This is a genomic window from Nostoc sp. UIC 10630, from assembly GCF_010747425.1.
Classification (GTDB): domain Bacteria; phylum Cyanobacteriota; class Cyanobacteriia; order Cyanobacteriales; family Nostocaceae; genus Nostoc.
On record NZ_JAAGOG010000025.1, the window covers coordinates 22473 to 35049 of the forward strand.

Annotated in this window: 13 protein-coding genes; 5 read left to right on the plus strand and 8 right to left on the minus strand. The window is 42.3% G+C overall.

Annotated features, from left to right (window positions below; all coding sequences use genetic code 11):
* Positions 1 to 538: 538 nt before the first annotated feature.
* Positions 539 to 3205 (minus strand): TIGR03960 family B12-binding radical SAM protein, encoded by a 2667-nt coding sequence (locus G1O98_RS09230; RefSeq protein ID WP_163928528.1) that lies wholly within the window; start codon positions 3203 to 3205, stop codon positions 539 to 541.
* A 127-nt stretch (positions 3206 to 3332) separates the two neighbouring features.
* Positions 3333 to 3662 (minus strand): STAS domain-containing protein, encoded by a 330-nt coding sequence (locus tag G1O98_RS09235; protein WP_163928529.1) that lies wholly within the window; start codon positions 3660 to 3662, stop codon positions 3333 to 3335.
* A gap of 471 nt (positions 3663 to 4133) precedes the next feature.
* Here G1O98_RS09235 and G1O98_RS09240 point away from each other — a divergent pair, with 471 nt between their 5' ends.
* The gene (locus G1O98_RS09240) at positions 4134 to 4337 is read left to right on the plus strand and encodes a hypothetical protein (protein WP_094331166.1); all 204 of its coding nucleotides are present in this window, start codon (positions 4134 to 4136) and stop codon (positions 4335 to 4337) included.
* A 370-nt stretch (positions 4338 to 4707) separates the two neighbouring features.
* Here the strand turns inward: G1O98_RS09240 and G1O98_RS09245 are convergent, their stop codons facing one another.
* A complete protein-coding gene (locus tag G1O98_RS09245) occupies positions 4708 to 5052 on the minus strand; it encodes a hypothetical protein (protein ID WP_012410248.1) in 345 nt (114 codons plus the stop codon).
* Between the two features lie 282 nt (positions 5053 to 5334).
* Between G1O98_RS09245 and clpS the strand changes: the two genes are divergently transcribed.
* Both clpS and G1O98_RS09255 read left to right on the plus strand, forming a co-directional pair.
* Entirely contained in the window at positions 5335 to 5616 is a 282-nt protein-coding gene (gene clpS, locus G1O98_RS09250; RefSeq protein WP_114081141.1) for an ATP-dependent Clp protease adapter ClpS, read from the plus strand.
* Between the two features lie 79 nt (positions 5617 to 5695).
* Positions 5696 to 6529 (plus strand): type II CAAX endopeptidase family protein, encoded by an 834-nt coding sequence (locus tag G1O98_RS09255; RefSeq protein WP_163928530.1) that lies wholly within the window; start codon positions 5696 to 5698, stop codon positions 6527 to 6529.
* 84 nt (positions 6530 to 6613) lie between these two features.
* Here the strand turns inward: G1O98_RS09255 and G1O98_RS40655 are convergent, their stop codons facing one another.
* The 5 genes from G1O98_RS40655 to G1O98_RS09280 all read right to left on the minus strand — a co-directional run bounded on the left by G1O98_RS40655 (position 6614) and on the right by G1O98_RS09280 (position 10962).
* A complete protein-coding gene (locus G1O98_RS40655; RefSeq protein WP_265578555.1) occupies positions 6614 to 6739 on the minus strand; it encodes a hypothetical protein in 126 nt (41 codons plus the stop codon).
* A 256-nt stretch (positions 6740 to 6995) separates the two neighbouring features.
* Positions 6996 to 7199, minus strand: a complete 204-nt coding sequence (locus tag G1O98_RS09265) for a hypothetical protein (protein WP_163928531.1) — start codon at positions 7197 to 7199, stop codon at positions 6996 to 6998.
* A 70-nt stretch (positions 7200 to 7269) separates the two neighbouring features.
* Positions 7270 to 7908, minus strand: coding sequence for a pentapeptide repeat-containing protein (locus tag G1O98_RS09270; protein WP_163928532.1), 639 nt, complete (start codon positions 7906 to 7908; stop codon positions 7270 to 7272).
* Positions 7905 to 9302 carry a DICT sensory domain-containing protein gene (locus G1O98_RS09275; RefSeq protein ID WP_163928533.1) on the minus strand — a complete coding sequence of 466 codons (1398 nt, stop codon included), beginning with the start codon at positions 9300 to 9302 and terminating at the stop codon, positions 7905 to 7907. The genes G1O98_RS09270 and G1O98_RS09275 overlap by 4 nt, the downstream gene beginning before the upstream one ends.
* 67 nt (positions 9303 to 9369) lie before the next feature.
* Positions 9370 to 10962 carry a photosystem II high light acclimation radical SAM protein gene (locus G1O98_RS09280; protein ID WP_163928534.1) on the minus strand — a complete coding sequence of 531 codons (1593 nt, stop codon included), beginning with the start codon at positions 10960 to 10962 and terminating at the stop codon, positions 9370 to 9372.
* A gap of 575 nt (positions 10963 to 11537) precedes the next feature.
* Here G1O98_RS09280 and G1O98_RS09285 point away from each other — a divergent pair.
* Positions 11538 to 11918 (plus strand): DUF1830 domain-containing protein, encoded by a 381-nt coding sequence (locus G1O98_RS09285; RefSeq protein ID WP_163928535.1) that lies wholly within the window; start codon positions 11538 to 11540, stop codon positions 11916 to 11918.
* Between the two features lie 183 nt (positions 11919 to 12101).
* Positions 12102 to 12563: a DUF4079 domain-containing protein gene (locus tag G1O98_RS09290; protein ID WP_163928536.1), complete on the plus strand. Its 462-nt coding sequence runs from the start codon at positions 12102 to 12104 to the stop codon at positions 12561 to 12563.
* The last annotated feature ends 14 nt before the right edge of the window (positions 12564 to 12577 follow it).

Sequence of the window (12577 nt, forward strand, 5' to 3'; positions counted from 1 at the left end):
TCGTTAAGAAAAAGAAACTATTTCTATTTTCCATTCCCTGGATTTATTCTTAGGGTTATACTCAGCAACGCCAGCTGCTACCCTACTTTTAAGCCGCGCTTTGCGCGTCTCGTGAACGTCTGCAAATCGGCTTAACCTACAGCAGTTGTTTACCCTACGGTAACACCAAGGGCGAACAACTCTAGAAGAGTAACGCACTAGCTCTTGGGCAATACTGTGGATTAGACATTCAGCAGTTGTTGGAAAAAAAGTATGGATTTAGAGAAGCTAACCGAGCCTGCTGTTAGTTACTGATTCACAAGTTAGCTATAAAGAGAGAGTGTGTTCTTTAATCTGCCTCAGTTTGTCTGGGATAAAATCCTAGAAGTTGCACTCTAATATCTTTGCTTTCGCCCCCTGAACACCAGGGTAGTGAACCAGCTAATTCAATGCAGCGCCAGAAAAATTCTCTTCACCCCATTCTAACGCAACCTTGCTAAAAATCAATTCCGACGATGTAACATGTTAGGACAACTACTAGCAAGCTGCCCTACAGGGATTATACCGCTAAAATTAGCCGATTGCGGTGGATGTGCAGGAGTTGAAATTCTCCACTACCCACTATCCCTAGCATAAACAGGATTTGTTCAGGACGCAATAGAAAACCATCTTGGCGATAGCTACCTACATAACGGATAACAGATATAGATTCTGCAATGCCTTTGTGGGTTTCTACTAATTCCAGTTCAAATAAGCGATCGCGCAGATTTATTAACTGGCTCTTGCCTGACTTTGTTGTATGCTCGTACCAAAGCTCATCTTTTGCTTTGATGGTATCGATCCAGTTTTGCCATTGTATAGGTGTTGTTTCTTCAAGTGCTGCTACGGTAATTAAATATTCTGCGGTTTCTAGCAGTTGAGTAGCTGCTGGAGTTTTTAAATCTATCTGCTCCACATTATATACAGGTATGTCTGTGGGCATTTCCCGAACCAATTCTTTTCGAAAAGTCTCGATATCCACTGGTACAGTTAACTCAAAATCCGCAATTTCACCGCTACTAGTAGCGCCTAGAGCCAAAGCAGTTGCTACAGAAATTCGCGGCATTGGATGAAACCCACCAGTGAAAGCAATAGGCAAGCCTGCTCGCCGCACAACTCGGTCAAACAGACGGATTAAATCTAGGTGGCTTACCAAAGCCATATTACCCTGTTTTCCAAACCAAACTCGGAGTCGTTGAGCCTTGGTTGTGTTGGGAACAAACTCGCCAGCGAATTGTGGGATAACAGGTGGTGCAATCACGATGTTATGGCCAAAGTCGGTTCCACATACGCCACAGTGAGAACAACCTTCAAAAGAGCAGTCCGGTACAATTGCGGCTGCTAAGGCACGTTGCAAGTCTTCTTTGAGCCAGTTTTTATCAATCCCGGTATCAATATGATCCCAAGGTAGGGGAGTATCTAGAGAGTGAGGACTGAGGAATTGGACATTTTCCGCATCTGGCGATTTGTTCTGCTCTTGTGCGTGAAACAAATTCCATTCGCCATTTTCTACTTGGCGGTATTTCCAATCTAGATCGGCCCCGGCGATCGCATCTCCCCAAGCGCTAAAAGCCTGATCTAAATTTTCATACCAGGAATCCATCCCTGCACCCAATTCCCAGGCGCGGCGGACTACTTTGCTCAAATTGCGATCGCCTCGTCCCACAAAATCTTCCATTGCCGAAATGCGGATATCGGTAAAATTTACCTTCATTCCCTTCATCCGGCGGAATTCTTGCCGCAACAGGTTTTGTTTGCGCTTAAATTCAGTGGTAGAAACTGAGTGCCACTGGAATGGTGTATGCGGCTTAGGCGTAAAGTTAGAAATTGTTAGGTTAAAGTTCAGGGGTTTTCTGCCTTTACCCCGACATTCTCGCTGTAGCCAGCTGACTGTTTCCGCAATGCCCAAAACATCAACATCCGTCTCACCCGGCAAGCCAATCATAAAATACAACTTGATTTTATCCCAGCCTTGCTCCCAAGCGGTTTTTACGCCCCGCAACAATTCTTCATTCGTCAAACCTTTATTTACGATGTCTCGCATCCGCTGAGTTCCAGCTTCTGGAGCAAAAGTTAGTCCGCCTTGCCGTGTACCTCCCAGGATATTGGCAATATTCTCATCAAATCTGTCTACCCGTTGGCTTGGTAGAGTCAGAGAAATATTTTCATTTTTTAAGCGATTTTTGATTTCCATCCCCACTGCTGGTAGGGATAAATAATCAGAACAGCTCAGAGATAATAGGGAAAACTCATTGTAACCAGTTGCCAGCATTCCCTGTTCAATTGCTTCTACAACCTTATCGGGTTCTACATCCCGTGCTGGCCGAGTCAGCATTCCTGGTTGACAGAAGCGACAGCCACGAGTGCAACCACGCCGAATTTCAATCGTCAAACGGTCATGCACCGTTTCTACATAAGGAACTAGCCCAATGGAATATGCTGGTATGGGGGTTGCCACCCGTCGCAGAATTCGTTTTGGTACGTCAGAGCGATGAGGATGAACTGAGCCATCCTCTGCCATGTCGTAAAACTGAGGCACATATACGCCTGGTATCTGTGCCAAATCCAATAACAGATTTTCCCGACTTAATCCTGCTTGTTTGCCTTCTTCTAATACCAAACCAATTTCTGGCAGCAGTTCTTCTCCATCTCCAAGGGCGATAAAGTCGAAAAAGTCAGCGTAAGGCTCAGGATTCGATGTTGCTGTTTGCCCACCAGCAAAAATTAACGGAAACTGGGATTGGAGATTCGTAAATTCTCCCCCTGCTTCCACCGCTTTTTGCCTTTCTCTCCACGTCAAGGGAATTCCAGCCAGATCCAACATTTCGAGAATATTAGTTGCACCCAGTTCGTAACTGAGGCTAAAACCTAAAATGTCAAATTCTGTGAGTGATCGCTTTGACTCTACCGCAAACAATGGCGTATTAGTTTCGCGTAGTTTGGCTGCCAGGTCTTTTCCTGGGAGGTAGGCGCGATCGCACAATTGACGCGGTTGGGCATTCAAGATGTTGTATAGGATAATGTGCCCTAAATTAGATGCACCGACTTCATATACTTCCGGGTAGGTTAAGACCCAGCGTATTGCTGTCTTATCCCAAGCTTTGTGTACTGCTAAACGCTCATTGCCAAGGTAACGCCCTGGTTTTAAAATATCCGATGTTATTAATTTCTCAACTGCAACAGCCACTGTGCTATCTTCTAGCTACCTTAATTACAGCTACCCAAACCAAACTTTAGCATTGAATTAGGTCTTCTAACATAATTTATCGTTGTAACTTATAACTCCTTTACATAAAGTTCGCGTTTTAACTGGTTTATATTGGGGCCAATTCAACTTCACCATCCAATATTTCAAATACTCTATCGAGTTGCGTTAGTTCAAAAATAATTCTAATTGACGGAGCAACAGCACAAAGTTGAAAACCCCTTCCTAAACTCAGAGCCAGCTTGTGTATAGATAACAATGCCATCAACCCCGCGCTGTCTAATGATTCTACTGCTGCGAGGTCTAGTACCAAGATGGAAATAACATTTTGTGTCAACGCTGTGGTCATATCTCGTTCAAATTCCAAGGCGTTTGTAGCATTCAAACACCCTTGGGGGCGAATAACTGCAATTTTGGGATAGTTAAGCACTGCTTGCATAGTTACATCCTATTGAGAATTATTGAAGCGTCACGCTAAGGATTATTTGAACATAAACTCTATTTTGTTGCATCGACCATACGTCTTAGCTCTCTTTGCTGAATCTTTATTTCTTTAGTATCTCTGTTTAAAGATTGTTATAATTCCAGGTTAAAATGTGTTTATATATACTTTTTTTTTATCTCAGTTCAAAAACAATCAACATAGACAGCCATAGAGCAAACAAATAATCAGTAACTATGCTGATAAAAGTTGCTTAGTCTATAACTCAAGCTAATTTAGCCAAGTCTTAACGGTAAGTTAAATCTCCCACTTTAGCGTTGCTGATGGCATACGCCAGAGTCATAGCGAATTATCTATCTAACTAATTAAATGTGATCTATATCACAAATAAATTAGTATTTAGATCGCTCTTTATACTAAGAGTTTTCTGGGATAATTAGTATCATATTACAGTTGGATGTATTACTTATGAGAACTAAGTACGCTATTCGTAAATTGGTAGAAAAAGCTCTTGACATTAAAAAGCTAACTCCGGAGATAGAAAATGAAATCAATTCAGAACTGACAGAACTGGGTTATATTTCTGACGTTGACTACGAAGCTCTGGAATTATTAATGTCGGAGATGGATGCTGGTAGAATTAAGTTGGTTCCCAGCTTCGGATATTCCTAACTGCTTATGCATAGAGGTATATTAAGTAAATTTGATGAATACTGAAGTAATCAAAATTCCAAGTTGAAAAACAAGTTTTAGTAAAGGCAGGTGGGATAATAAGAGCGATATTATTGTTTGTATTTTTCTCTGAGGTTGATTATTTAAATAACTAGAATGGCGTAAACCGTGCTAATAACCCTCCACATTATTGTGCATTCGGAGTAAATCGCTATGTAGTTCGCTAAACGCCGAGAAAAAATTCCTCCCTTTCTGTTTGCTGAAATTGTTTACAAGCAGAATGAACTCGTTGCGAAGGGAGTTGATATCATCAGTATGGTTGTTGGCACTCCAGATAAACTAACTTCTAGTCATATCCTTTGCCCCATGCCTATTGATATGCTGACCATAGTTGATGAATAAATTGATTAAGTTGCTGCTTGGCGGCTGAGTCAGGCTCAGTTTTCGGTTCTTTTGCTAAAACTTGACTCAAGAAGGTAATCACTTCTGTGTCTAATGCTGGTCGAAATAAATTTGCAGGCCAAAGTAAGTCAGACGCATCTCGCAAATCAGTAATTAGCGGCGATTCTTGAATCAAAGTAACCATTAGTAAAGGACGCACCCAGCACAACTGGCGGGAAACTACAAATTGAATGACTTCTGCATACAGATTTCTGTCGCCATGCTCTAAAGACACAATTTGTCCTGGTTGAAGAAAATCTAGGCTAATGTCCATGATTATGGAGTTGGGGCAGGGGCAAGGATTATTTTGCAATTTCCTTAATTTTAAAGATGAAAATGCGCTACGTTTAAGGAAGCTTCTGTAAGATTAGGGTAGCACTCTGACGGCAACTATGTCTGAGACATCTGCTTTACAAGTGGCTACGCAAAACTAAGTAGAGCGGTTTTTCTAGCATAGTATCTGAACAGAAATACTATAGAATAGGTAAATAACTGTTAAGCGATCGCTACACAGACACCTTGTAGTAGTGAATCAAAAAGAAAAGAGCAAAGAGCCGTGTCAGTTGAAACTATTGAAAAGCCTTCCACAATTCGTAAGCTAGCGCCTCGGTATCGCGTTTTGCTCCATAACGATGACTATAACTCTATGGAGCATGTTGTGCAGTCACTAATAGCCACTGTACCAAGCCTTACCCAACCCCAGGCGGTTAGCATCATGATGGAAGCCCATACTAACGGGCTAGCTTTAGTCATTACTTGCGCTCTGGAACACGCTGAGTTCTATTGCGAAACATTGATAAGTCACGGTTTAAGTAGCACGATTGAACCTGACGAATAGTCATTGGTCATTTGTCATTTGTCATTGGTCATTTGTCGAAAATTAAAGTATTGACTAGTGATTAGTGACTTAATCTAGTATGAAAAAAAACTTTGTCCGTCTAGCTGAACGCCCTGCCCCTATCAGGCTGGGTTGTTTTATTTTGACTTTATTGTTGCTATGGTTGCCATTGGCTACACCAATATACTTACTAGTGCATGATTCAAACTTAGAAAGTATATTGACATTGGTATTGTTATATGCAGTATTTATTTTTCTCCTGAGACTATGGGGTAAATATGTCTACCAACAGTCCCAAATTCTGCGGCATTATGGCTTAGAATTCACGCGACAAAACGGTGTGGATTTGCTGCGTGGTTTGGCTATGGGGATAATTAATCTTCTGATACTTTTTGGGGTAGAAAGTTTATTGGGTTGGTTGGTGTGGCAACAACCGAAAGTTTTTTTGCTGAAAGTTATTTTAGAGGGTTTACTTGTTGGTTTGGGCATCGGATTTGCTGAGGAATTGTTATTCCGAGGCTGGTTGCTAGATGAATTACAACGAGATTACAGTCCGCGTGTCGCACTGTGGACAGATGCAACTGCCTTTGCTACATTGCATTTTATTAAACCCTTGGAGGCAATTATTCATACACTGCCACAATTTCCAGCTTTAGTACTGCTGGGGTTAACGCAGGTATGGGGAAAGCGTTGGCGAAGGGGACGCTTGGGTTTACCAATTGGTTTGCATGGTGGTTTAGTTTGGGGCTACTACATTATTAATGTTGGGGAATTAGTGAAATATTCTGGTCAAGTTCCTGATTGGGTAACTGGTGTGAATAATAATCCCCTACAAGGAGTGATGGGGGTGTTGTTGATGAGTGTACTAGCTTTGTGGATACGAGGGCGAACTGAGCGATCGCCTCATATATGAAAATAAACGGTGTAGTAAAATGCCCCAATAAGACAACGAAAGTATATTAACGATTTAACTGCTCATAAATCGCAAGTAGGAATGTCACCAAATGGTATTAACACTAGATAGTTGAATTTTGCTATCTCGACTAATCACTGATACTCCCAGATATAAGGTTGTAGCAGCAATAATGCGATCGGGTAAATCTGGTACTTGTGAGCGATTCACTCAGCGCAAAGCTTCAGCTATATGCCTATTAAAAGGAACTTCAAGCAGTACAGCATCAGTTGTGTCAACAGATGCAAGCAGGCGTTCAAGTGTTAGTGGAGAAATACGCCCTTTCTCACTCAAGTAGACAATTTCGGCTAGGGTAATGTAGGAGAAAGCAACTTGATCTCCAGAAGATGCTATTTGGGCTATAGTATTTTGGGCAGTTGTTGATAATCGTGAATCGCCAAAAATGTACTAAATTACTGCATGGGTGTCAGCTACAGCACGCAGCATCAATTTCCTCTGTGGAAGGTGCGTTTCCTAAATCAGCACAGAGTCCCCATAAGGATTGTCGGGGAAAGTTAGAGAGTTTATCTGTTAACTCGCGTTCTATATCAGGAGCAACTTCCTGGATCAAACGTACTTTGTCCACAGTTGAAAGCTGCTTTGCTAGTTTGATAACTTCTTGTAGACTCACAAATTTTTACCTGCTTCATCTGCAAAAATTTTAACAATACCCAAGGATACTGGGCTTTTTGGTGCAATCTTTACGCAAGAGTCTCAACCACAGTACCCACCACACATGCTTTATTCAAATTAACGCCGCTCAAATTTGCACCTTCTAACTCTGCACAGAGTAAATTTGCTCCTGAAAAATTCGCCCCTGCCAAATTCGCCCCTCGCAAATCGGCTTCTTCCAGGTTTGCTTCACTCAATAAAGCCCCTTGTAAATCGGCGCGACTCAAATCTGCACCTTTGAGATTTGCCCCAGTCAGGTTTGCACCGCGCAAATCAGCACCGCGCAAATCAACGCCTTGTAAATTGACGTTCATCAAATTGGCACCACTCAAGAAAGCACCCACCAATGACACATCACTGAGTCTTGCTCCCATCAAGTTAGCGCCACGCAAATTACTACCCCGCAAGTCAGCACCTGTTAAATCTGCTTGCATCAGGTTGGCTCCCATCAAATTCGCCCGCAAGTCAGTTTCTTGGAGGTTGGCTCCCATCAAATTTGCCCCCTCCAAATGCCCACCTTCGAGTTTTGAAGCGGCGAAATTAGTGCCAACAAGGTTAGCACCAGCAAGATTAATACGGCTTAAATCCAGTCGAGAGAGTTCCTCGTCTTCTAAATTTGCCCCTGGAAGTTGTTTGAGTTTTCCTAATCTAATGGCTTCAATATTCATGTAAAGTAACTACCAATCTCCTCACTGATCTTGCTGTGGCTATCCCATTGGGAATCTAGTATCCAGATGCCGGCGCTGACTTTGGGTGTCATGATAGGTAAGTCGAGTCCCTGTTGTAAACCCATAACTAATAAAGTTAAGGTATCTACAAGTTTAGGGTCAAAGCGGTTAGATTGTTGCTGTTTGCACTCATCTAAAGCTTGAGTAAATATCTGTTCCCGGCTTTGATTTGAAGATTTTCGCTGATTGACTCGCCACTGAAAGTCTGCTAATAATGCCAAAATTCTCGACTCTAGGGGAATTTCATCACCCGCTAAACCTGCTGGTTCCCCTGTGCCATTCCACCACTCGCTTTGGTGAGTAATAATTTGGGCAACTGCTCGTAATCTTGGCATGGTTCGCAATACTTGTGCCCCTGGTACTAAGGGACAAGTTAAGGGACAACTGGGGGCATCTTCGTGATAGCGTGCGGATATACTGTCAGTGAGAACGCTTTCGGCTTTTTGTAATGGATCTATGCGATGCAACAAAGCTGCTAGCCGCAATCTTTTAATTTGCCATGCGGGAAGATCCAAAAGCTGGCCGATCGCTTCAGCAAGTGCTACTACTTCCGCAGCTGCCATTGGATTGTTGACATCTGCCATATCCATCAGTTGCGCCATTCGCAAAAAGGCTTGGATTTCGTTAGAAACCAAGTTGCGATCTAGGGTTTGTTGGTGAGACGCTGTTGGGATGGATAAATTATATTGCCCAGTCTGGAGATAATCTACTACACGTGAGACAACTGCACCTAAATTTTGGGATCTGTCCATTGACGGGACAATTTGTTGTTTATCGGCTGTGAGTTTATCCGCCAGTTCTGGGTTGTATTTTTTGATATGAGCGATCGCTATTTCTGCTGTCTCTTGGACTAACTCCGGCTCAAATGTCCACAAACCATAGAATTTCCGCTCTAAGTCTGATGTCGGTACTCCAGTGCTGCCATAATCAGCTTCTGATAATTCTTGACAAATTACCATTGCTGTGTATTTAGGCGATAAAATAATTAAGTGCCACTCCTGTTCAACTGGATCGCCTGCATCTAATCCTACTAAGTCTACGTTGGGTAGCTGGCTGGTAGGATGTTCAGCAAAGCCAGATTCAGAGGCGGCCATAATGGCAATCTGGCGGCTACGCTGGGCGATGTCTGCATATCGTTCAGCTTCTTGTAGATACCATTTCCCCTGTTGAAAGGCTGTGATCACTAGGGGCGTACCGTCATCGGTTAATATATGGTCTTCTAAAGCGTGGCACAGGGCAACTAGGGTATTTTTGTAGTAAACACCGAATCGAATTGGCCTGGTGGTATGGCGATGGGCTGTTTCTAGCTTTTGTAAGATTGAACCTTCTAACATGGGATTTGGTAAAAATAACCGCAGAGGCACAGAGGAAGAGAGGAGAGAAATTCAGAGTTCGTGTTTTCTAGGATATACCCGCTAACTGTTTTTCTTTCGTTTCTATTGGTGCGGAAAGTGCTGCTTCTAAGTCGGCACAACCCAGTTTTTCTTCTAAGATTTTCATGACTTCGCGTCCGAAATCGTTGGGGTTTTGTTGCCAAGCTTGCAAGCAAACTTCGCCGAAAAATGAACCAAGGGGTTCGGGATTCCAGAGGAGTTTTTTGGCTGTCCACGGCATCAAGCTCATTGGATCATACCCTGGTTTGAGGATGCCTTCTTTGAAAGCGTATTCTTCTAAATGGGTATGGGGTTGCAGCCCAATAAAAAAGATAGCAGGTTCGACTTTATCAGCACCAAAAATCCGTTCTAGTTCGCGGTGGTAAGCGATGGTTTGGCGGATGGTTTCGGGACGTTCGTCAATAACGTTAAAGGAGTAGTTGACGGAAACTAAGTCATTGAAACCAGCTGCTTTTAAGTCACGGCAGTTTTGCAAGACGGTTCGCAGATTGTACCCCATCCGCATTTTCCGCACGAGTTCTTGAGAACCACTGGTAATCCCGATTTCAAAGTAATTCATCCCAGTTTTCGCCATCAACTCGCACAACTCTGGTGTCAAATTGTCGGCTCTGATATATGCTGCCCAATGGATATCTGTCATACCAGAATCGACGATTTTTTGCAATAGCTCTATGGCATCGTCGATAAATTTTCGTGCGGGGATAAATTGGGCATCGGTAAACCAAAAGTTGCGAATGCCGCGATCGTATAATTGGCGCATCTCAGCCACTACTTCATCTGCTGGGTTGATGCGTACTTGTTTGCCTTCGACAACCGTATAGACGCAATAACAACAGTTGTGGGGACAACCACGTTTAGTTTGTACACCGATATAAAAGTCTTCTTCTTGCAGGTAAAAGTTAAATTCCGGCCAGATGGTTTCGATATAGTCGTAGTTACAAGCTGTTTTTTCTAGTGGGGTGGGTTGTTCGTGAATCAGGCGTTTCCGTGGTTGGGTTTCTCCCGCAACGTAACAACGTTCATCTCGAAAATCTTTGCCACTTAAAAGTTTTTCTAGCAGGGTTTCCCCTTCACCTACAGAAATAATTGTTCCTTGAGGTAAACTTTTACCCAACTGTTCGTAAAATACGCTAACTGCACCACCACCTACAACGACACGGGCATTAGAATTATATTTTTGGGCACGCTTTAAACCGCGTTTGATTAAGCCCTGGTTTCGCCATAACTCTACATAGTAAGCGATGAAGATTCGTAAACCGCCCAATCCGCCACGTAGTTTTAATAGAGGATTCTTAGCGTAGTAAAATTCAAAGGCATTTTGCAGTGGGTTCCCACCACGTCCGCCAACTGGAGCATAAATTTGAATATCCCGCCAAGAAAATACTAGCAGTGTCGGTTTAAATTCATCGATACAGCGATCCAGAGCAGAATTGTAGTCTAAAGGTGGCACCGTTCCTAAATCGAAGATGCGCTGTTCAATATTAGGAAACTGCTTATGGACATGATCGCTCAAGTAGACAACCCCAATAGGAAAGATGGGGTTACAAGGAAGGCGAACGTAAAGAATTCGATTTTCCATCATTTGTGTTTTGACTTCCATCTTGCCAATCTTTGGAGAAAGCGAGAAAAACATCCAGTTTTAAAGTATGTGCTTGTTTTATTCGGTTTTAATTATCACAATTGCCCTTGACATTTCATTTGATTGCTGGTAATGAGAAAACTAATATTAGCAATTGCCGGAAACGCTAAAATTGCTATGCATAAAACATACATAGAATTTATAGATAGGCTTTATGAAGATATTTTTCATATAGCTTTACCATAACATTGAGTTTATTCATTAAGCGATGATCCCAGCCTATTAATCCTGGGATAGATGAAACGGCAAAACTTCCTTACTCGCTAGGCGAAAAGCAAGGGGATCGTCGTCTTATCTGCCCTAAGAGAATTAAAGCTTTGATACCAGGATAAAAATCTTAAAAACTTTTGTATATAGTGTATAATTCCGAAAAAGCAACAAAAAATTACAAAATTTTTATAACTACAAATATATCTTTAGGAAGAAATAATCTCCAAAGACACAGTTGGTATTCACAGTTACAGCAACTGGGGATCAGTGAGTGCTAGGCTTGCCCAGTGTAATGTAAAATTGTGGCGTAAAGCTCCTCAGCAGTTATGGCTCAAATATTAGATCCTCTACCACCAGAGCAATCGGGAAAAATTCTCTGCTGCTACATTAATGCCACGAGCAAAATACAGGTGGCTCGCATCTGCAATATTCCCAACTGGTACTTTGAAAGGGTTGTTTTCCCTGGACAACGTTTAGTTTTTGAAGCTCCACGAAAAGGCCAATTGGAGATTCATACAGGGATGATGGCAAGTGCAATTTTATCCGATAATATTCCGTGCGATCGCCTGATGCTCGAAGAAACCACTACTCATGAGTTTGATACAGACTCATTATCAGAAAAAGACCCTATTAGTACCAAATCATTGGTGCAGCAAATTAATACAAACACTGGAGATAGTATAAAACCCTTACAAGTCGCTCTTTAGGAGCTATTCATTAAAAAAACAATTTGACTCAATTTTGGGGTTGCTGAATTCGGTAGCCCTTTTTATATTGGGCATGGGACATAAATACTTTTCGGGTTTTGGGGACAAGGGAAAAGACTTGTTACACTTTCTCACCTTATCTGCTGATCTCCCCACTGCCCACTCTCATCTACAATCATTCTTATGAATCTGCCTTCATTTCTTTGGTTGTGGAAAATAGCGGCCTGGTCGATGGGTTTGTCCCTGCTGGCATATCTGATGTTAGCAATCACCGGCGTTTTAATGTTTCGAGTGAGAACTTCGCAGGAATTTCCTTTTATTACGCCATTTATGGGCGGAAATAAAGGGGTGCGATCGCTCCACTATACAATGGGAATCAGCATGGTAAGCTTAGTGCTACTATTGCTGGCGATCGGTATTGTTGGCACTTTAGGGCACTTTGGTTCTTTAGGTCACTCCTCACACTTGGTCGCTGGATTGATAGTCGTAGCATTAGTTTTACTGTCTGCTTTCAGTGCCACACAGATTAGCACCAGACGACCTTGGGCTAGACCCTTACATATCGGCATAAATATTATTCTGTTTATAGGATTTGCCTGGGTATCCCTTACTGGTTGGATTGTAGTACAAAAGTATTTACCTTAAAGAATTAGTAATTA

Bases quoted from the DNA above. Each gene is read 5' to 3' on its own strand.
- G1O98_RS09245 (WP_012410248.1), bottom strand. From the start codon at position 5,052: ATGGACATTAGCCTAGATTTTCTTCAACCAGGACAAATTGTGTCTTTA.
- G1O98_RS09280 (WP_163928534.1), bottom strand. From the start codon at position 10,962: ATGGAAGTCAAAACACAAATGATGGAAAATCGAATTCTTTACGTTCGC.
- G1O98_RS09270 (WP_163928532.1), bottom strand. From the start codon at position 7,908: ATGAATATTGAAGCCATTAGATTAGGAAAACTCAAACAACTTCCAGGG.
- G1O98_RS09255 (WP_163928530.1), top strand. From the start codon at position 5,696: ATGAAAAAAAACTTTGTCCGTCTAGCTGAACGCCCTGCCCCTATCAGG.
- G1O98_RS09290 (WP_163928536.1), top strand. From the start codon at position 12,102: ATGAATCTGCCTTCATTTCTTTGGTTGTGGAAAATAGCGGCCTGGTCG.
- G1O98_RS09285 (WP_163928535.1), top strand. From the start codon at position 11,538: ATGGCTCAAATATTAGATCCTCTACCACCAGAGCAATCGGGAAAAATT.
- G1O98_RS09240 (WP_094331166.1), top strand. From the start codon at position 4,134: ATGAGAACTAAGTACGCTATTCGTAAATTGGTAGAAAAAGCTCTTGAC.
- G1O98_RS09275 (WP_163928533.1), bottom strand. From the start codon at position 9,302: ATGTTAGAAGGTTCAATCTTACAAAAGCTAGAAACAGCCCATCGCCAT.
- G1O98_RS09235 (WP_163928529.1), bottom strand. From the start codon at position 3,662: ATGCAAGCAGTGCTTAACTATCCCAAAATTGCAGTTATTCGCCCCCAA.